The 19,570-nt window shown below is 69.2% G+C and carries 18 protein-coding genes and 1 riboswitch; of the genes, 8 read left to right on the top strand and 10 right to left on the bottom strand.

Annotated elements, in window-relative coordinates; translation table 11 throughout:
- Window positions 1–124: 124 nt before the first annotated feature.
- Window positions 125–1,591 (bottom strand): sensor histidine kinase, encoded by a 1,467-nt coding sequence (locus OG936_RS23760; RefSeq protein WP_406500575.1) that lies wholly within the window; start codon window positions 1,589–1,591, stop codon window positions 125–127.
- 290 nt (window positions 1,592–1,881) lie between these two features.
- Window positions 1,882–2,103 carry a hypothetical protein gene (locus OG936_RS23755; protein WP_406497288.1) on the bottom strand — a complete coding sequence of 74 codons (222 nt, stop codon included), beginning with the start codon at window positions 2,101–2,103 and terminating at the stop codon, window positions 1,882–1,884.
- Between the two features lie 185 nt (window positions 2,104–2,288).
- Here OG936_RS23755 and nagB point away from each other — a divergent pair, with 185 nt between their 5' ends.
- Window positions 2,289–3,074, top strand: coding sequence for a glucosamine-6-phosphate deaminase (gene nagB / locus OG936_RS23750; protein WP_406497287.1), 786 nt, complete (start codon window positions 2,289–2,291; stop codon window positions 3,072–3,074).
- Between the two features lie 337 nt (window positions 3,075–3,411).
- Here the strand turns inward: nagB and OG936_RS23745 are convergent, their stop codons facing one another.
- The 4 genes from OG936_RS23745 to OG936_RS23730 all read right to left on the bottom strand — a co-directional run bounded on the left by OG936_RS23745 (window position 3,412) and on the right by OG936_RS23730 (window position 8,144).
- Complete coding sequence (locus OG936_RS23745; RefSeq protein WP_406497286.1) at window positions 3,412–4,953, bottom strand: glycoside hydrolase family 3 protein; 1,542 nt, start codon at window positions 4,951–4,953, stop codon at window positions 3,412–3,414.
- 9 nt (window positions 4,954–4,962) lie between these two features.
- On the bottom strand, window positions 4,963–5,793 hold the full coding sequence (locus OG936_RS23740) for a carbohydrate ABC transporter permease (RefSeq protein ID WP_406497285.1): 831 nt from the start codon (window positions 5,791–5,793) through the stop codon (window positions 4,963–4,965).
- Entirely contained in the window at window positions 5,790–6,776 is a 987-nt protein-coding gene (locus OG936_RS23735; RefSeq protein ID WP_406497284.1) for a carbohydrate ABC transporter permease, read from the bottom strand. Before OG936_RS23735 ends, OG936_RS23740 begins: the two co-directional genes overlap by 4 nt.
- Window positions 6,777–6,860: 84 nt before the next feature.
- Entirely contained in the window at window positions 6,861–8,144 is a 1,284-nt protein-coding gene (locus OG936_RS23730) for an extracellular solute-binding protein (RefSeq protein ID WP_406497282.1), read from the bottom strand.
- A 279-nt stretch (window positions 8,145–8,423) separates the two neighbouring features.
- Here OG936_RS23730 and OG936_RS23725 point away from each other — a divergent pair, with 279 nt between their 5' ends.
- From OG936_RS23725 to OG936_RS23705, 5 genes are all read left to right on the top strand, one after another.
- Window positions 8,424–9,188 carry a GntR family transcriptional regulator gene (locus tag OG936_RS23725; RefSeq protein WP_266752423.1) on the top strand — a complete coding sequence of 255 codons (765 nt, stop codon included), beginning with the start codon at window positions 8,424–8,426 and terminating at the stop codon, window positions 9,186–9,188.
- Window positions 9,189–9,448: 260 nt separating this feature from the next.
- Window positions 9,449–9,703 carry a DUF3311 domain-containing protein gene (locus OG936_RS23720; RefSeq protein ID WP_406497280.1) on the top strand — a complete coding sequence of 85 codons (255 nt, stop codon included), beginning with the start codon at window positions 9,449–9,451 and terminating at the stop codon, window positions 9,701–9,703.
- Window positions 9,700–11,337: a monocarboxylate uptake permease MctP gene (gene mctP, locus OG936_RS23715; protein ID WP_406497278.1), complete on the top strand. Its 1,638-nt coding sequence runs from the start codon at window positions 9,700–9,702 to the stop codon at window positions 11,335–11,337. Before OG936_RS23720 ends, mctP begins: the two co-directional genes overlap by 4 nt.
- Window positions 11,338–11,485: 148 nt before the next feature.
- Window positions 11,486–11,621, top strand: a riboswitch (cobalamin riboswitch).
- A gap of 138 nt (window positions 11,622–11,759) precedes the next feature.
- Window positions 11,760–14,189, top strand: coding sequence for a ribonucleoside-diphosphate reductase subunit alpha (locus OG936_RS23710; RefSeq protein WP_406497276.1), 2,430 nt, complete (start codon window positions 11,760–11,762; stop codon window positions 14,187–14,189).
- Window positions 14,189–15,208, top strand: coding sequence for a ribonucleotide-diphosphate reductase subunit beta (locus tag OG936_RS23705; protein WP_406497274.1), 1,020 nt, complete (start codon window positions 14,189–14,191; stop codon window positions 15,206–15,208). The genes OG936_RS23710 and OG936_RS23705 overlap by 1 nt, the downstream gene beginning before the upstream one ends.
- A gap of 13 nt (window positions 15,209–15,221) precedes the next feature.
- On the opposite strand, the gene OG936_RS23700 is transcribed toward OG936_RS23705, so the two are convergent.
- Window positions 15,222–15,434, bottom strand: a complete 213-nt coding sequence (locus tag OG936_RS23700) for a hypothetical protein (RefSeq protein WP_406497272.1) — start codon at window positions 15,432–15,434, stop codon at window positions 15,222–15,224.
- Between the two features lie 81 nt (window positions 15,435–15,515).
- Between OG936_RS23700 and OG936_RS23695 the strand changes: the two genes are divergently transcribed.
- Both OG936_RS23695 and OG936_RS23690 read left to right on the top strand, forming a co-directional pair.
- Window positions 15,516–16,490, top strand: a complete 975-nt coding sequence (locus tag OG936_RS23695) for a helix-turn-helix domain-containing protein (RefSeq protein WP_406497270.1) — start codon at window positions 15,516–15,518, stop codon at window positions 16,488–16,490.
- Between the two features lie 54 nt (window positions 16,491–16,544).
- Window positions 16,545–16,772 carry a hypothetical protein gene (locus OG936_RS23690; protein ID WP_406497268.1) on the top strand — a complete coding sequence of 76 codons (228 nt, stop codon included), beginning with the start codon at window positions 16,545–16,547 and terminating at the stop codon, window positions 16,770–16,772.
- An 87-nt stretch (window positions 16,773–16,859) separates the two neighbouring features.
- Here the strand turns inward: OG936_RS23690 and OG936_RS23685 are convergent, their stop codons facing one another.
- The 3 genes from OG936_RS23685 to OG936_RS23675 all read right to left on the bottom strand — a co-directional run bounded on the left by OG936_RS23685 (window position 16,860) and on the right by OG936_RS23675 (window position 19,510).
- Entirely contained in the window at window positions 16,860–17,597 is a 738-nt protein-coding gene (locus OG936_RS23685; RefSeq protein ID WP_406497266.1) for a D-Ala-D-Ala carboxypeptidase family metallohydrolase, read from the bottom strand.
- A gap of 176 nt (window positions 17,598–17,773) precedes the next feature.
- Window positions 17,774–18,412, bottom strand: a complete 639-nt coding sequence (gene def / locus OG936_RS23680; protein ID WP_406497265.1) for a peptide deformylase — start codon at window positions 18,410–18,412, stop codon at window positions 17,774–17,776.
- Between the two features lie 105 nt (window positions 18,413–18,517).
- Window positions 18,518–19,510, bottom strand: a complete 993-nt coding sequence (locus OG936_RS23675; protein ID WP_266748455.1) for a hypothetical protein — start codon at window positions 19,508–19,510, stop codon at window positions 18,518–18,520.
- Window positions 19,511–19,570 lie beyond the last annotated feature (60 nt).

Raw genomic sequence — 19,570 nt, 5'->3', positions numbered from 1 at the left:
ACCCCGCCCCCCGAGTCGCAGCGCGCAGTACCCCCGAAGCGCATGCATGAACAGTGAGCCCGGACCGTGATCGACGGTCCGGGCTCACTGCTGCGTCCGCGTCGGCCGGCCGGCCCCACCGGGGCTACTTATCGGCGCGGACCGGGATGTCGAGAACGACCTGGGTGCCGCGCTCGGGGGCCGGGACCATCCCGAAGGTTCCACCCAGCTCGCCTTCCACCAGTGTCCTGACGATCTGGAGCCCCAGATGGCCGGCGCGCTGCGGGTCGAAACCCTCGGGCAGACCGCAGCCGTCGTCCTGAACGGTGATCAGCAGCCGCGTCTCGGCGGAGGAACCGCCGCGCACCGCCGAAACCTCCACCGTGCCGGACTCGGCGAGGGTGAACGCGTGCTCCAGGGCGTTCTGCAGAACTTCGGTGAGCACCATCGCGAGCGGTGTGGCGACCTCGGCGTCGAGTATGCCGAAGCGGCCCGTACGGCGGCAGGTGACCCTGCCCGGGGAGATCTCGGCGACCATCGCGATGACCCGGTCGGCGATCTCGTCGAACTCCACCCGTTCGTCCAGATTCTGGGACAGCGTCTCATGGACGATGGCGATCGAACCGACGCGCCGTACCGCCTCGTTGAGCGCCTCGCGGCCCTGCGCGGAGTCCATCCGCCGGGCCTGGAGCCGCAACAGGGCAGCAACGGTCTGGAGGTTGTTCTTCACCCGGTGGTGGATCTCCCGGATGGTGGCGTCCTTGGTGATCAACTCCCGCTCGCGGCGGCGCAGTTCGGTGACGTCCCGAAGGAGGACCAAGGAGCCGATCCGGACTCCCTTGGGCTTGAGCGGGATCGCCCGGAGCTGGATCACCCCGCCCGCGCACTCGACCTCGAACTCGCGGGGCGCGTAACCGCTGGCGAGTTTGACCAGGGCCTCGTCGACCGGGCCGCGGGACGGGGCCAGTTCGGCGGTGATCCCGCCCAGGTGCTGGCCGACCAGGTCGGAGGCGAGGCCCAGGCGGTGGTAGGCGGAGAGGCCGTTGGGGCTGGCGTACTGGACGACCCCTTCGGCATCGAGCCTGACCAGCCCGTCGCCGACGCGCGGTGACGCGTCCATGTCGACCTGTTGGCCGGGGAACGGGAAGGTCCCGGCGGCGATCATCTGGGCCAGGTCGGAGGCCGACTGGAGGTAGGTGAGCTCAAGCCGGGACGGCGTGCGTACGGTCAGGAGGTTGGTGTTGCGGGCGATGACTCCGAGGACCCGGCCCTCACGGCGTACGGGGATCGACTCGACGCGTACCGGAACCTCCTCGCGCCACTCCGGGTCGCCCTCGCGCACGATCCGGCCCTCGTCCAGCGCCGCGTCCAGCAGCGGACGGCGGCCGCGCGGCACCAAGTGGCCGACCATGTCGTTCTGATAGGAGGTGGGGCCGGTGTTGGGCCGCATCTGGGCCACGGAGACGTAGCGGGTGCCGTCGCGGGTGGGGACCCACAGCACGAGGTCGGCGAAGGAGAGGTCGGAGAGCAGCTGCCACTCCGAGACCAGCAGGTGCAGCCACTCCAGGTCGGTGTCACCGAGAGCTGTGTGCTGGCGGACGAGGTCGTTCATGGAGGGCACGTGTGCGAGCGTACCCGCGGATGGGTACGGGTTCCGAACCGAGCGGCCCGGCCGTACGTGCAAGGAGTATGAGCGCGGGAAATTGCGGTGCTCCTACGGATGGACATGGGCGAATGGTCTAGTCCACAATGCTCAAGACAGAGCCTCCGCTCTCCCCGCACAGGAGAGTGGATCGAGGTACCCGCGCTCTCTGCCCTGACCGCGCGGGTGCCTCTCCCCGGCCGGGGGCACCGCACACCGCCGGCCGAGCGGACCGTTCGGCGCCCAGGCGACGGCCGGTCCTACTCCGGGCTGCGGTGCCGAACGGGCTGAGGGTCCCGTACCGGCGCCGCGGCCCGCGGGTGTTTCCACGGGCCCGGGCCGATGCCGGAGCTGCCGGCCGTGACGACCAGGGCGTCCCGGGCGTCCGGCTCGACGCCCTGCGCGATCCCGGCGACCTCCCCGTGGAGCCCGGGCGCGCCCCGGCCGAGGACGGGGCGCGCCCTCGCATGCTGTTCGGGCATCTCGCCGGACGTGATCCGGCCCGGACTCTCAGCCTCCCCGGTAAAAGCGTGGCGGACGGGCATCCGTCGACGGAGTGCGACAAGGACGGGCGAGGCTGTCGTGTCGGTGTTACCTGGTTCTGCTAGATTGGACCGCGATTGGTCTATACCACATTGGCTCAACTCCTCAGATCGGCAGGCCCCGCGTGGAAGTTGTCATCGTCCCGGACGCCAAGGCAGGCGGCGAACTCATCGCAGAGGCCATCGGCGCACTGCTGAGCCGCAAGCCCGACGCCCTTCTCGGCGTTGCCACCGGCTCTACCCCGCTGCCCATCTACCGGGCGCTGGCGGCCAAGGTCCGCTCCGGCGCCGTGGATGCCTCGCGCGCCCGCATCTGCCAGCTCGACGAGTACGTCGGGCTGCCGGCGGGCCATCCCGAGTCCTACCGCTCCGTGGTGCTGCGCGAGGTCGTCGAAGCGCTCGGCCTGTCCGAGGCGTCCTTCATGGGCCCCGACGGCTCCGACGAGGACGTCCTGGCCGCCTGCCAGGCGTACGACAAGGCGCTCGCCGAGGCCGGCGGGGTGGACCTGCAGCTCCTCGGCATCGGTACCGACGGGCACATCGGCTTCAACGAGCCGTGCTCCTCGCTCGCGTCCCGTACCCGGATCAAGACGCTCACCGAGCAGACCCGGATCGACAACGCGCGCTTCTTCGACAACGACATCACGCAGGTGCCGCACCACGTGATCACCCAGGGCATCGGCACCATCCTGGAGTCCCGCCACCCGATCCTGCTCGCCACCGGCGAGGGCAAGGCGGACGCCGTGGCACAGACGGTGGAGGGGCCGGTGGCCTCGATCGTTCCCGCGTCCGCGCTGCAGTTGCACCCGCACGCGACGGTGGTGGTGGACGAGGCCGCGGCGTCGAAGCTGAGGCTGGCGGACTACTTCCGCGCCACGTATGCGGCGAAGCCGCTGTGGCAGGGGCTGTAGTCGTCCCGGACACGGCGAGAGGGCCGGGACACCCGTGGTGGGTGTCCCGGCCCTCTCGTGTGCCGTGACGCGTCCTGGAACGTGCTCTGTCCTCCATCGCCGGACGGGCTTGATTGGCCCCCGCGTCACGGGGAGGCATCCCTACCGGGGAGACGTGCCCTCAACCGCCGGACGACGGGCTTGATTGGCCGGAGGCGGGTGTGACGGGACTGGATTGCCCGAGGCCGGTGTGACGGGAACGGATTGCCCGAGGCCGGTGTGACGGGCTTGATGGGCAGGAAGCGGGTGTGACGTGGCCCCTCGTTCCGCGTCACGCCCCGCTTCCGGGCCTCCGGGCTCAGGCCCCGCGGGCTTCCGTGCCCCTGGCGATGACCTCCGCTGCCGCCAGGCCGCAGACGCGGGCCGCGCCATGGGTGGCGATGTGCAGGGCGCCCGTGGGGGGTGCCTGCGGGACGCCCATTTCGACCACGACCGTGTCCGGGCGCTCCGCCACCAGGGCGTCGATGGTCCCGGCCATCCAGGCGTGGCGGTGGGCGTCGCGGACGACCACGACGATGCGCCGCTCCCCCGCCGCCCGCAGCACCGCGGCCGCGGGCTCCACGGTCTCGCCGCTGTACGTGTCGGTCTCCGTGCCCGGCACCAGCCGGCCCAGCTCCGCGGCGACGCCCCACGGGGTCTCGTCGCCGACCGCGATGTTCGAGGCGGAGGTGAACGCGGCGACGTACGCGGGCTCGGTGAGCGGTTCGGCGGAGCCGATCACCCGCACCGCGCGGCGGGCGGCGATCAGGCCGATGTCGGAGCCGATTCCGGTACCGGACGCGGCCTCCTCCTGCGTTGCCGCGCCCGGCGCCGAACCGGCCCCCTTGGCGCCTCGCGTCCAGGACGCGAGGGCACGTACCCGTGCGGCCGCGTCCGCGAGCCGCTCCTCGGCGAGTTCACCGCTGCGCACCGCCGCGACCAGCGCGTCGCGCAGCCGCTGCACCGTGCCGTCGTCCTCAAGACCGCCACCGACGCACAGGGCGTCGGCCCCGGCGGCGATCGCGAGGACGGAGCCGCGCTCGATGCCGTACGTCCCGGCGATGGCCTGCATCTCCACGGCGTCGGTGACGATCAGGCCGTCGTAGCCCATCTCCTCGCGCAGCAGACCGGTGAGGATCCGCGGGCTCACCGTCGCGGGGCGGTTCGGGTCGAGGGCCGGCAGCAGGATGTGCGCGCTCATCACGCACTTGGAACCCGCGGCGACGGCTGCCCGGAAGGGCACCAGTTCACGGGCGTGCAGTGTCTCCAGGTCCACGTCGATGCGCGGCATCGCGTGGTGCGAGTCGATCGCGGTGTCGCCGTGCCCCGGGAAGTGCTTGGTGCAGGCGGCGACTCCGGCGGCCTGGAGGCCCTCGATGTACGCGGCGGTGTGCCGGGCCACGAGCGCGGTGTCGGCGCCGAAGGACCGTACGCCGATGATCGGGTTGTCCGGGTTGGAGTTGACGTCCGCGGACGGCGCCCAGTTGAGGTTGACGCCGCACTCCGTGAGCCGGCGGCCCAGCTCCTGGGCGACCGCGCGGGTCAGCTCCAGGTCGTCGACGTGGCCGAGCGCGAGGTTGCCGGGGAAGGAGGAGCCGGTACGCACCTCCAGGCGGGTGACGTCACCGCCCTCCTCGTCGATCGCCACGAGGAGGTCCTCGCGCTCGGCCCTGAGCTGGGCGGTGAGCGCGGAGACCTGCTCGGCCGTCCGGATGTTGCGGCCGAACAGCGCGACGGAGGCGAGGCCTTCGTCGACCCGGCGCAGCACCCAGTCCGGGACGGTGGTGCCGGTGAATCCGGGCTGCAGGACGGCGAGGGCGTCGCGGGTGACGGTGTCCGTGGTGGATATCAGGGTGGTCATGGAGGTGCGTTATCCCTTCACGGCGCCGTCGGTGAGGCCGCTGACGGCCTTGCGCTGGAGGTAGATGAAGAGAACCAGGATCGGGATCGCGAAGAGCGAAGAGGCAGCCATCGTCGCGCCCCAGTCGTCACCGAACGCGGTCTGGAACTGGGAGAGCCAGAGCGGCAGGGTCTGTGACCCGATGTCCTTGTTGAGGATGAGGACGAGCGGGAATTCGTTCCAGGCGGTGATGAAGCCGAAGAGCGAGGTCGCCATCAGGCCGGGGCCGAGCAACGGCAGGATCACCTTCATGAAGGCCTGGGGGCGGGTGCAGCCGTCGACCATGGCCGACTCCTCCAGTTCCTTGGGCACGGCGGCAACATAGCCGCGCAGCGTCAGGATGGTGAAGGGCAGGACCATCATCATGTAGAAGGCCGTCAGTGGGACCAGGCTGTTCAGTATGTCTGCGTCGCGGACGAGCATGTAGACCGCGATGACCATGACTTCCCAGGGCGCCATCTGCGCGACCATGAAGGTCAGCAGGATGCCTCGCCGGCCCTTGAAGCGCATGCGCGCCATCGCGAAGGACGCCAGCAGCGCGATCACCAGCGAGGCGGCCACCGAGATCAGGGTGACGGTGAACGAGTTCCCGACCAGGGTCCAGAAGTGGTCCGCCCGGACAGCCTTCTTGAAGTGCTCGAAGGTGATGTCGGTCGGGAACCACACCGGGGTGTCGGTGATGATGTCGCCGGTCGGCTTGAACGCCGTGCTGAACATCCAGTAGACGGGGAAGGCGAAGCCTATGAAGAGGACGACAGCCGTCGCGTTGGGCCAGATCCGGCCGGACAGTGAGCGCCTCACAGCTCGTCCTCCTCTTGCTTCAGTACCGTGCGCAGGTAGTAACCGGTCAACGCCAGCAGGACGATGATCGTCAGGAACGAGATGGCGGCGCCCATGCCGAAGTGCTGATTGCCGACACCTTCGACGAAGGCGTAGACGGGCAGGGTCTCGGTGAGCCGGTCGGGGCCGCCGCCGTTGATCGCGAAGAGCTGGGCGAAGGACTTGAAGACCCAGATGACTTCGAGGAATGTCGTGGCCAGCAGGAACGGCTTCAGGAACGGGAGCGTCACGGAGGTGAAGCTCTTCCAGGTTCCGGCGCCGTCGAGCGAGGCGGCCTCGTACAACTCCTTGGGGATCGTCGTGGACGCGGCGTACAGATTGATCGCCACGAACGGGATGGACTGCCAGACGATCACCAGAGTGACCAGCGAGAAGGTGGAGAACTGACTGCTCGTCCAGTTGTAGTCGGCCATCGAGTGCCAGCCGAGGCTGTCGAGCACGTAGTTGACGACTCCGAAGCGCTGGGCGAACAACCACTGGTACACCGTGGTCGCGGCGATGATCGGCATGGCCCAGGCGAGCACGAGGCCCAGCATGAGCAGCAGGCGCATCTTCTTGCCGAGGCGGGCGAGCAGCAGGCCGACCAGCATCCCGAGCAGCATGATCAGGACGACGTTGGCGGCGGTGAAGAAGACCGAACGTTCGACGACCTTCCAGAAGTCCGAACTGCCGAGGACTTCCTTGTAGTTGTCGACGCCGTTCCACTCGGTCAGGTGTTGGATCAGCTGGCGCGGGTTGAGGTTCTGGAACGACAGCATGCCGTTCTTGACCAGCGGATAGCCCAGCAGCAGCGCCGTGGCGAGCAGTGCGGGCAACAGGAGCAGGTACGGGGCCGAGCCTCCGCCCCGCTTCTTTTGCAAAGCGGCCGGGCCGCCGGGAGGCGCGTCGTCCTTGCGGACACCGGCTGCCCGGACCGAGTCCACTTGTTCGGTCTGCACTGACATGCTCGCCATCTCTTCTTGGGCCGTACGTTCCAGACACGCGGGCGCGCCGGGGGGCGGTCGGTCCCCGCCCCCCGGCGCGTGCGATCAGCTCTTCTGCGAGAGACGCTTGTTGATCTCGGCCTCGACCGCCTTGGCGGCGTCCTCGGGGCTCTTGCCGTTCAGAACCGCGGTCATGTAGCTCTTGATCGGGTTCGGATCGTTCTCGACAGCGGCCCACTCGGGGATGAGCGGGGTGGTGCCACCGGCGGTGGCGGCCGGGGCCGCGGCCTCGGCGGCGCCGTTGCCGGTCAGGTTGGAGTTGAGCGACTCCTTGTTCGGGATGACGCCGTTCTCCTTGGCCAGCTGGCCCTCGAACTGGTCGGACAGGGCGAGCTTCAGGAACTCCTTGGCGAGATCCTGCTTCTTGCTGCCCGCGGCGACCGCGAAGTTGGAGCCGCCGAGGAAGACGCCCTCGGGCTTGTCGGCGGTCTCACCCGGGATGGTGAAGTAGCCGATGTCGCTCTCGATGGCCTTGTTGGCGGCGATGGCCGTGCCGGCCTCCCAGCCCATGCCGATGAAGGCGCCGACGTTGCCCTTGGCGAAGACCTCGGCCTGCTGCGGGGTGGCCTCGTCCTTGTCCTTGGGGGCCTTGGAGTAGGACTGGTACTTCTTGTAGAGGTCCATGGCCGCGGTGACCTTGGGGTCGGAGAGGTTGGAGACGTACTTGTCGCCTTCCTTCTTCACCAGGTCCGCGCCCTGACCGATGGTCAGGCCGTCGAAGAAGTACCAGTTCTGGCCGGGCAGGTAGATCGGCTCGGCCTTGCCCTTCTTCTTGATGGCGTCGAGGTCCTTGAAGAACTCGTCACGCGTCTTCGGGGTGTCCTTGACGCCGGCGTCGGCCCAGACCTTCTTGTTGTAGATGACGACACGGTTGGCGAAGTACCAGGGAGCGGCGTACTGCTTGCCGTCGAAGACCGAGGACTGGTTGAGGGACTCGACCCAGTCGCCGCCGATCTCCTTCTTGAGGTCGCCGAGGTCGGCGAGGCCGCCGGTGGCCGCGTACGCGGGGGTCTGGGTGTTGCCGACCTCGATGACGTCCGGCGGGGTCGACTCGGAGAGAGCGGTGGTGATCTTCTGCTGAATGCCGTCCCACTTCTGGGTCTCGAACTTCAGCGTGGCGCCGGTCTTCTTCTTGAAGGCCGCGGTCAGGTCCTTGGTCCAGCCGGGAGGCGTGGAGCCGTCCATGGCCCAGACGGTGAGGGTCTCGCCCTTGTAGCTGTCCGGGCCGGTCTTCTTACCGCTGTCGCTACCGCCGTCGTCGGACCCGCACGCCGCCAGGCCGATCATCATGCCCGCGACGCCGATCGCCGCGATGAGCTTGCGCTTCACGCCAAACCCTCCTCAGGGATACTGCAACCCCGCCCACCGCGAAGACATTCGACGAGTACTGCTGGGGCTGGACCTGGTCTTTAATGGTTTAGACCAGCACCGGGAGCTTGGCCTAGACCTTTAGGGGTGTCAAGGGTGTATAAGAAGTGCACTCGTGTCCGTTATAGGACCGACACCTCAGGGAGGGCGACGAGCCGTGACCGGACCGTGCCACCATGTGAGCCGCGACAGACGGAGGAGCCGGTGACGGCAGCAACGCAGCAGTCGGGAAGGCGGGCCATGGGTGCCGACGGGGGCAGTACGGAGAACGGGACGGGCGCGGCCACGCGGACGGCGCGCGTACCGAAGTACTACCGGCTGAAGCGACATCTCCTCGACATGACGGACACCATGCCGCCGGGCACCCCCGTGCCCCCGGAGCGGACCCTGGCCGCCGAGTTCGACACCTCGCGCACGACCGTGCGCCAGGCGCTCCAGGAGCTGGTCGTCGAGGGCCGGCTGGAGCGCATCCAGGGCAAGGGCACCTTCGTGGCCAAGCCGAAGGTCTCGCAGGCCCTGCAACTCACCTCGTACACCGAGGACATGCGCGCCCAGGGGCTGGAACCGACGTCCCAGTTGCTGGACATCGGCTATGTCACGGCCGATGACACGCTCGCCGGGCTGCTGGATATCTCGGCCGGCGGCCGGGTGCTGCGGATCGAGCGGCTGCGGCTGGCCAGCGGGGAGCCGATGGCGATCGAGACCACGCACCTCTCAGCCAAACGCTTCCCGGCGCTGCGCCGTTCACTGGTGAAGTACGCCTCCCTCTACACCGCGCTGGCCGAGGTGTACGACGTCCGGCTGGCCGAGGCCGAGGAGACCATCGAGACCTCGCTCGCCACCCCGCGCGAAGCCGGCCTGCTCGGTACGGATGTGGGCCTGCCGATGCTGATGCTGTCCCGGCACTCGCTCGACGGCCGGGGCGAGCCGGTGGAGTGGGTGCGCTCGGTCTACCGCGGCGACCGGTACAAGTTCGTGGCCCGCCTGAAGCGGCCGACGGACTGAACCTGCCGCGGCGACCGACTGCTCCCGGTCACCGCACCCCGTACGCACAGCCGCGTCGGCCCCCGTGGACACCACGGGGGCCGTTCGCACGTCCTGGTCCGGCCCAACTCTCGTACGTTTGACAATATTCCGAACATTCGCGCCCACCCGCGGGACCGTTGCCGGACCGCAATGCGGACAGGGGGTGACGGTGGCCGGAAGCCTCCCCTAGATTTCCTGCGCATTACACCAGGTGATCAGCGAGGGGACGGAGTCGCCGCATGCCAGCAGATCCAGAAGGAAAACCACCGACCGTCACACCGGTACGGGTGATCATCGCCCTCTGCCTCATCGCGCCGTTCGTGGCGATGCTCTGGGTGAGTTCGTACGCGAAGGTGGACCCCACCTTCATCGGCATTCCGTTCTTCTACTGGTACCAGATGCTCTGGGTGCTGATCTCCACCGCGCTCACGATGATCGCGTACAAGCTGTGGCAGCGTGACCAGCGCGCCCGCAAGGGGGGTGCGTCGGCATGAAGGACGGCGTGAACGGCGTCGCGCTCGGCGTCTTCATCTTCTTCTTCGTGGCCGTCACGGTCATGGGCTTCCTCGCGGCACACTGGCGAAAGGCCGAGAACGAGGCCAGCCTCGACGAATGGGGCCTGGGCGGACGGTCGTTCGGCACCTGGGTCACCTGGTTCCTGCTCGGCGGCGACCTGTACACCGCGTACACCTTCGTCGCCGTGCCCGCGGCGATCTACGCGGCGGGCGCGGCCGGCTTCTTCGCCGTGCCGTACACGATCCTCGTGTACCCGCTGATCTTCACCTTCCTGCCGCGGCTCTGGTCGGTCTCGCACAAGCACGGCTACGTGACCACCTCGGACTTCGTCCGCGGCCGCTTCGGCTCGAAGGGACTGTCGCTGGCGGTCGCCGTCACGGGCATCCTCGCCACGATGCCGTACATCGCGCTCCAACTCGTCGGTATCCAGGCGGTGCTGGACGTGATGGGCGTCGGCGGCGGCGAGAACACCCACTGGTTCGTCAAGGACCTGCCGCTGCTGATCGCGTTCGCGGTGCTCGCCGCGTACACCTACTCGTCCGGTCTGCGGGCACCCGCGCTGATCGCGTTCGTCAAGGACGGACTGATCTATCTGGTCATCGTGGTGGCGATCATCTACATCCCGATCAAGCTCGGCGGCTTCGACAACATCTTCGCCAAGGCGGGCGAGGCGTTCTCGCAGACCAATCCGGCGACCGGCAAGCCGCGCGGCGCGCTCGCGCCGGGCGAGGCGGGTCAATGGGGTTACGCCACCCTGGCGTTGGGCTCGGCGCTGGCGCTGTTCATGTATCCGCACTCGATCACGGCGACGCTCTCCAGCCGCAGCCGCAATGTGATCCGGCGCAACACCACGATCCTGCCGCTGTACTCGCTGATGCTGGGCCTGCTGGCGTTGCTCGGCTTCATGGCGATCGCCGCCGGAATCAAGGTCGACAACGGCCAGTTGGCCATCCCGCAGCTGTTCGAGACCATGTTCCCGGACTGGTTCGCGGGTGTCGCGTTCGCCGCCATCGGCATCGGCGCGCTGGTGCCCGCCGCGATCATGTCGATCGCCGCGGCGAACCTCTTCACCCGCAACATCTACAAGGACTTCCTGAAGCCGGACGCGACCCCGGAGCAGGAGACCAAGGTCTCCAAGCTGGTGTCGCTACTGGTGAAGGTCGGCGCGCTCGCCTTCGTCCTCACCATGGACAAGACGGTCGCGATCAACTTCCAGCTGCTCGGCGGGATCTGGATCCTCCAGACGATGCCGGCCCTGGTCGGCGGCCTGTTCACCCGCTGGTTCCACCGCTGGGCGCTGCTCGCGGGCTGGGCGGTCGGCATGGTGTACGGGACGGTGGCCGCGTACGGCGTCGCCAGCCCGACCCAGGCGCACTTCGGCGGGTCGTCCAAGGAGATCCCGGGCATCGGCGAGATCGGCTACATCGGTCTCACGGCGTTCGTGCTGAACGTGGTGGTGACGGTGGTGCTCACCTTCGTCCTGAACGCCGTGAAGGCACCCGCCGGGATCGACGAGACCTCGCCGGCCGACTACACGGCCGACGCGGGCGACAAGGGCGTCCAGGTGGAGCTCCCGCCGGCCGCGGCAGGGGCGCCGGGCGGCGGCCGCTGACGGCCGCTCCCACAGCCGTACGACGGCCCGTCGAGCCCCCTCCAGCGGGGCGCGACGGGCCGTCCGTGCGCTCGGCGGCGGGCCGTACGCGCGCCCCGAGTTATGTTGCGCGACACAACATGTGGGGGCTGCCTCAGCGGACGGCCCCCACATGTATGCTCATGCTCGCTGTCGCCGCAGGGGAATCCGGTGCGAATCCGGAACTGTCCCGCAACGGTATGTTCGGTGCGCTTTTGCGCACCCCCGAGTAAGTCCGAGGACCTGCCGACAGTTCATCCGGCTCGACCGAACCGGATGCCAGACGTCCGGGCCTCGCGGTTGGGCCGGTGGACGCCGTGCGGAGTGCTGCCCCGACCCGGGCCCGCCTCTGTCCGGCTGCCCCGTTCCCCGCCGGCCCCGAGCCGAGCGAGGGAGAGCACCACGTGACCATCGCGCCAGCCGATCCGGCTTCAGTCGCCGCGTCCGAAGCGGCCGAGTCCGAGGCAACCGCACACGACGGACCGGGAACCGCGCTGCTGCGGACCCTGACCGGCCTCACCGTCGATCTGCCCGACACCGACCCCGGTCGCGTCGCCGCCGCCGCGCTGCGCGGCCGCAGCGCCCGGGCGGACGAGGCCGAACTGCGCGCGCTGGCCACCGAGGCCGCCGCGGGGCTGATCTCCGAGGACCCCGCCTACTCCCGGCTCGCCGCCCGGCTCCTGACCCTCGCCATCGCCGACGAGGCGGCCGGCCAGGGCGCCGTCTCCTTCTCCGCCTCGATCGCCGTCGGACACCGCGAGGGCCTGATCGCGGACCGCACCGCCGAGTTCGTCGCGCTGCACGCGGCCGCCCTCGACGCGCTGGTGGAGCGTTCGCTGGCCGCCGGCGCCGACGACCGCTTCGGCTACTTCGGGCTGCGGACCCTGCACAGCCGCTATCTGCTGCGCCACCCGCACACCCGCCAGGTCATCGAGACGCCCCAGCACTTCATGCTGCGGGTCGCGTCCGGGCTCGCTGAGAACACTGCACTCGGTTCAGAAGCGGGGCAGCGCGCCCTGGACGAAGTGGCGTCGCTGTACGGGCTGATGAGCCGGCTCGACTATCTGCCGTCCTCGCCGACCCTGTTCAACTCCGGCACCCGGCACCCGCAGATGTCCTCCTGCTACCTGCTGGACTCCCCGCTCGACGAACTCGACTCGATCTACGACCGCTACCACCAGGTGGCGCGGCTCTCGAAGCACGCGGGCGGCATCGGTCTCTCGTACTCCCGCATCCGCGCCCGCGGCTCGCTGATCCGTGGCACCAACGGGCACTCCAACGGCATCGTGCCGTTCCTGAAGACGCTCGACGCGTCCGTCGCCGCGGTCAACCAGGGCGGCCGTCGCAAGGGCGCCGCCGCCGTCTACCTGGAGACCTGGCACGCGGACATCGAGGAGTTCCTGGAGCTGCGCGACAACACGGGCGAGGACCAGCGGCGTACGCACAACCTCAACCTGGCGCACTGGATCCCGGACGAGTTCATGCGCCGGGTCGACGCGGACGGCGACTGGTCGCTGTTCTCGCCCGCCGACGTCCCCGAGCTGGTCGACCTGTGGGGCGACGCGTTCGACGCCGTGTACCGGGCCGCCGAGGCCAAGGGGCTGGCCCGCAAGTCGATGCCGGCCCGCGAGCTGTACGGCCGGATGATGCGGACCCTGGCGCAGACGGGCCAGGGCTGGATGACGTTCAAGGACGCCTCCAACCGGACCGCGAACCAGACCGCCGAGCCGGGCCGCGTCGTCCACTCGTCGAATCTGTGCACCGAGATCCTCGAAGTCACCGACGACGCCGAGACGGCCGTCTGCAACCTGGGTTCGGTCAACCTCGGCGCGTTCGTCGCCGACGGTTCCATCGACTGGGAGCGGCTGGACGCCACCGTCCGTACCGCCGTGACCTTCCTTGACCGGGTCGTCGACATCAACTTCTACCCGACCGAGCAGGCCGGCCGCTCCAACGCGAAGTGGCGCCCGGTCGGTCTGGGCGCGATGGGTCTCCAGGACGTCTTCTTCCAGCTGCGGCTGCCGTTCGACTCCCCCGAGGCCCGTGCGCTCTCCACGAAGATCTCCGAGCGGATCATGCTCGCGGCGTACGAGGCGTCCTGCGATCTCGCCGAGCGGTCCGGCCCGCTGCCTGCCTGGTCGGAGACGCGGGCCGCGCGCGGGGTGCTGCACCCGGACCACTACGACACCGAGCTGAACTGGCCGGAGCGCTGGGAGGCGCTGCGCGCCCGGATCGCGAAGACCGGGATGCGCAACTCGCTGCTGCTCGCCATCGCGCCGACGGCGACGATCGCCTCGATCGCGGGTGTGTACGAGTGCATCGAGCCGCAGGTCTCCAACCTCTTCAAGCGCGAGACGCTCAGCGGTGAGTTCCTCCAGGTCAACGCGTATCTGGTGGAGGAGCTGAAACAGCTCGGGGTGTGGGACGCGCGGACCCGTGAGGCGCTGCGCGAGGCGAGCGGCTCGGTGCAGGGCTTCGCCTGGATCCCGGAGGAGGTGCGGGCGCTGTACCGCACGGCGTGGGAGATCCCGCAGCGCGGACTGATCGACATGGCGGCGGCCCGTACGCCGTTCCTCGACCAGAGCCAGTCGCTGAACCTGTTCCTGGAGACGCCGACGATCGGCAAGCTCTCCTCGATGTACGCGTACGCCTGGAAGCAGGGGCTGAAGACGACGTACTACCTGCGCTCGCGCCCGGCGACCCGGATCGCCCGCGCCGCCTCCGGCCGGGCCGCGGCCACCGCCCCCATTCCCGTACAGCAGGCCTCGACGCCCGACGCGGACGCGATCGCCTGCTCCCTCGAAAACCCCGAGTCCTGCGAGGCCTGCCAGTGATGAGCTCCACCAACTCCGAGAAGAACCTGCTGGACCCGGGCTTCGAACTGACCCTGCGGCCGATGCGTTACCCGGACTTCTACGAGCGCTACCGCGACGCGATCAAGAACACCTGGACGGTGGAGGAGGTCGACCTGCACTCCGACGTCGCCGACCTCGCCAAGCTGTCCCCCGGTGAGCAGCACATGATCGGCCGGCTGGTCGCGTTCTTCGCGACGGGCGACTCGATCGTCTCCAACAACCTCGTGCTGACGCTGTACAAGCACATCAACTCCCCCGAGGCGCGGCTGTATCTCTCGCGGCAGCTCTTCGAGGAGGCCGTGCACGTCCAGTTCTATCTGACGCTGCTGGACACCTATCTGCCCGATCCGGACGACCGGGCCGCCGCGTTCGACGCGGTCGAGGAGATTCCGTCCATCCGTGAGAAGGCGCAGTTCTGCTTCAAGTGGATGGATTCGGTCGAGAAGATCGAGCGGCTGGAGACGAAGGCCGACCGCCGTCGCTTCCTGCTGAACCTGATCTGCTTCGCGGCGTGCATCGAGGGGCTGTTCTTCTACGGCGCGTTCGCGTACGTCTACTGGTTCCGCTCACGGGGTCTGCTGCACGGTCTCGCCACGGGGACGAACTGGGTCTTCCGGGATGAAACTTGCCACATGAGCTTCGCATTCGAGGTGGTCGACACGGTCCGCAAGGAGGAGCCCGACCTCTTCGACGAGGAGCTGGAGAAGGACATCTCCGCGATGCTCGAGGAAGCGGTCGCAGCTGAGCTCCAGTTCGGCCGCGACCTCTGCGGTGACGGCCTGCCTGGAATGAATACCGACTCCATGCGGCAGTACTTGGAGTGCGTGGCCGACGATCGCCTCCGTAGGCTCGGTCTCGCTCCGGTCTATGGATCGTCGAACCCCTTCTCGTTCATGGAGTTGCAGGGTGTCCAGGAGCTGACGAACTTCTTTGAGCGCCGTCCGTCGGCGTACCAGGTGGCGGTGGAGGGCTCGGTCGCCTTCGACGACGACTTCTAGATTCTTTTCGGGTCTAGATCCTGGCCCAGCTTCTGAGGTAGGGGCGCCGCGTGGCCGTGACCGGCTGCGCGGCGTCCGCCGTTTCCGGGGACGCGTCTCCCCAGGCCCGTTCCGCCTCCCGCAACTGGCGGTCGATGCGGCGCTCCCGGGCGAGTCCGAGCAGGGCGGGGAGCAGGACGAGGGCGAAAAGTACGGCTGTGCCCAGGAGGTTCAGGATTGTGTTCATGGCTCCACTCTCGTCCGCGGGGACATCATCCGGCAGTGGCAGGACTGTCATGGAGCATCGAATTACTGCCACACTGGATCCATGCTGAAAAATGTCGCCGCTCTACTGCTCGACGAGGTGCACCCCTTCGAACTGGGCGTGCTGTGCGAGGTCTTCGGCCTCGACCGCAGCGACGTGGGCCTGCCGGTGCACGACTTCGCCGTGGTCTCCGCCGAGGGGCCCAGGCTGCGGACCCACGCCGGATTCACCATCAGCACGCCGTACGGCCTCGACCGCCTGGAGGAGGCCGACCTCATCGCCGTACCGGCCGGCAGCGACTTCGCCCGGCGGGACTACCCCGAGGAGGTCCTCGACGCCCTGCGCCGGGCCGTTGACCGGGGCGCCCGCGTGATGAGCGTCTGCTCCGGCGCGTACGTGCTCGGCGCGGCCGGACTGCTGGACGGGCGCCGCTGCACCACCCACTGGCGCCATGCGACGGAGCTGGCCCGTCGCTTCCCGCGGGCCGTGGTCGAACCCGATGTGCTGTACGTGGACGAGGGCTCGGTCATCAGCTCGGCGGGCACGGCGGCCGGGATCGATGCCTGTCTGCACCTGGTCCGGCAGGAGTACGGCCCCGATGTCGCCAACACGCTGGCCCGCCGCATGGTGGTCCCGCCGCACCGCGACGGCGGTCAGGCGCAGTACATCGAGCGGCCGCTGCCCCGCACCCCGTGCGACACGGTCGGAGAGACGCTGGCCTGGATGGAGCGCCACCTCGACCAGGAGATGACCGTCGACCAGCTGGCCGCACAGGCGCACATGTCGCCGCGCACCTTCGCCCGCCGCTTCCAGAACGAGACGGGCACCACCCCGTACCGCTGGCTGCTCCGCCAACGGGTTCTGCTGGCACAGCACCTGTTGGAGACATCCGACGAAACGATGGATACGATCGCCGGGCGCACCGGCTTCGGAACGGCCGCCGCGCTGCGCCACCAGTTCGTACGGTCGTTGGGCACCACGCCGAACACGTACCGCCGGACCTTCCGCGGCCCGGGCTCGATGTCCGAAGTAGCCTGACCTGCACGAGATCTGACGTCGAATCATTCGCCCAACCGTTCACCACAGCTGTCCATGGACCGCGACCCCCGAAATACCTGGGCGCCACTGGAGGTCGGGGCCGAGCTGTCGCTCGGGGCCTGCTCGGCGACGGCGCGTACCCAGCGCCGGCAGCTGGACACCGGGGCGGGCGCGGTGACCCTGCGCAACGCGATTTCGCAGCTCCATCTGACGGAGCGGGCGTCGGACGGCGCGGCGGTCCAGACGACGGGCGCGACGCGGCTCAGGGCGAAGACCGCCTGACGCAGGGCGGCGAAGACCGCCTGACGCGGGGCACGGAAGGGCCCCGTACGCCGGTTCGGACGGACCGGCGTACGGGGCCCTCGTGCGTCAGATCCCGCAGTTCGGCGCCGACCAGAAGTGGCTGGGGCCCTGGTTGACGTGGACGTGGTCGCCGTGGTCGGGGTAGCCCGGGCCGAGGATCCCGTTGAAGCCGTGATTGCGGGCCTCCTTGGCGAGGGTGCACAGGGCGTGCGGTCCGGCTCCGAGGTCGGCCGCGTCCCCGTACAGATGGCGGCTGTTGGACGCGCCGCCGACCGCGCTGTTGCAGGAGGTGGAGCGGAAGCCGCTGGTGATCCGGATCGACTGGTCACCGAGCGCGTGCCGCAGCGCCTCCAGCTTCCACATGGTGCTCAGGGCGTTGGCCTTCGCCGTGCCCGCCGCGACGGCACCACCCGCCCAGGTCGCATTGCACTGGTTGTGCTCGGCGTACGTGAAGTGGATCGGGGTGCAGTCGTTGTCCTGGAGTTCATAGAGCTTGGCCTGGGTGGCGGGGCCCGCGATGCCGTCGGCGGTGAGGCCGTAGGCGGCCTGGAAGCGCTTGACGGCGGCGGTCGTGGCCGGTCCGTAGGAGCCGTCGACGGCGAGCACGGAGTTGTAGCCGGGGTAGCCGGCCACCCGTATCTGGAGCTGGACGACGTCATTGCCGGTGGCGCCGGGGGACAGTGTGCGGGTCCAGGTGTAGCAGCCGTCGGCCTGTGCGGTGCCGGCGGTGACCACGGCACCACCCAAGGCGAAAGCCATGGTCATGACAAAGCCGAGGAGGAGTCGTGCGGTGCGTCCGAGCATGTGGGGGCTCCCTGCCTGACGGAGATGTGGTGAGAGAGCTTGTCGGACGAGTCAACGCGCGTCAACCGCGCACGGAGGAAAGGCGGTTGACGATCCGGCGGGAAAAAGAACCGGCGGGCCCGGTCTCCCTCGCGAGGAAGAACAGGGCCCGCCCTGCGGCAGCGGCCGGCGGCTGCTCAGTCGTTCGGCACGATCTCGTAGCGCGGCGTGTTCTCCGCCATCTGCCGCAGCGCGTCCTTGCGGTCGCGCTTCGAGAGCCGGTCGATGTACAGGTATCCGTACAGGTGGTCCGTCTCGTGCTGGAGGCAGCGGGCGAAGTAGCCGTTGCCCCGGATCCTGACCGGGTTGCCCTTGGCGTCCTGGCCGCGGACCACGGCGTAGTCCGGGCGGGCCAGCGAGGCGTACGCCGTCGGGACGGAGAGGCAGCCCTCGTTGGAGTCGTCCAGGATCCGGTCCTCGGGGGCCAGCTCCTCCAGCACCGGGTTGCAGACGGCGCCCACGTGCCGCACACCGTCGTCGTCCGGGCAGTCGTAGACGAAGACCTTCAGGTCGACGCCGATCTGGTTGGCGGCCAGGCCCACGCCCTCCGCCGCCCGCTGGCTCGCGAACATGTCGTCGATCAGCCGGCTCAGCTCGTCGTCGAACTCGGTGACGTCCCGGCACTCCTTGTGCAGCACCGGGTTGCCCACGACCGTGATCGGACGGGAGGTGCCGCGCTCGCGGTACGCCGCCTCGCGCGCCTCACAGTCCTCCGTGTCCACGACGAAACCCTCGTCGTCGACCCTGATCTGCTCGTCCGTCTCCTGCTGCGCCATGTCCGCCGTACGCCTTCCTCAAAACCTGAAACCCGGGCATCCGAAGGTCCGGGGCCCGGACACCCGTGCACCGCCATCGGTGCCCGTACAGCCTACGGGCACCGGTCAGCAGACTTCTTCGAGATCCCGCCACTCACGGCTGTCCGGGCTGTCCGCGACCCAGCCGTCCAGCAGTCCGCGCACCAGCCCGGCCGGTGCCGCTATCCCGCACTCACGCTCGGGCACCCACAGCTCACCGGCGGTGCGGTGACCCAGCGGCCCCGGATGCCCCGGCTCGCTGTGGTCGTGCGGATCGAGGTGATCGCCGTCACCCTCGTCGCTCTCCATCCGGCTCTCCGAGCAGGCCCGGCAGAGCAGCCGCACGGAGGACGACCAGTCCTCGGCGGCGAATCCGGCGTCGGACGCCAGCTGCTCCAGCGCGTCCCGGTCCGCCTCGGTGGCCGCTTCGAGCAGCACCACCCAGGTGGGTACGGGGGACGGCGCCCACAGCTCGATCTCGTCGAAAACGGGGTACGAGGGCCCGGCCGCGGTGACCCGCTCGCCGTGCGGCACCCCGTCGTGCAGGACGACCTCGCCCCAGCGGCGGCCGGACGACGGCAGCGGGATGGAGAGCACCTCCATCCGGGCCGGATCGAGCCTGCGCCCCCAGACCACCTCGGCCTCGCCCTCCGGCGACAGCCGTACCGCGGCGCTGCCCAGCTCCATGCCGACGGGCTCGCTGTTGGCCGCCGAGGTGTGCTGGCCGGTGCCCGGCACCTTCAGGCCGTACGCCTGCCAGGCGCGGCGAGCCAGCGGCCAGTCCTGCAACGCGGTGGCGGCGATCCCGACGTTCCACCAGTCAGGAGCGCCGGATTCCTTGTCGAGCAGCGCGACGGCCCGGAGGCCGGCGGCTCTCGCCTGTTCCCAGTCATGCCGGAATTTATGCAGCAGCGCAAGGTTGAACCATGACTCGGAGAGCCAGGGCTCCAGGTCCGCCGCACGTGTCAGCAGCGCGCCCGCGTCCTCGTACCGGCCGTCGCCGATCAGCGTGAACGCGCGGTCCGTGGCCTGCCGCCAAGAGGCGGAGGGCCGATGCCGTACCTTCCCGAAGATCCTCACGATTCCCGCCTGTCCCGACTGGACACCCTCGTTTTCCGCTCTTCTTCGCATCCAACCATG

This window comes from Streptomyces sp. NBC_00846, assembly GCF_045207325.1.
Taxonomy (GTDB): domain Bacteria; phylum Actinomycetota; class Actinomycetes; order Streptomycetales; family Streptomycetaceae; genus Streptomyces.
Note: the sequence above shows the minus strand (reverse complement) of the source record. Positions and strands in the feature narration are given on the sequence as shown.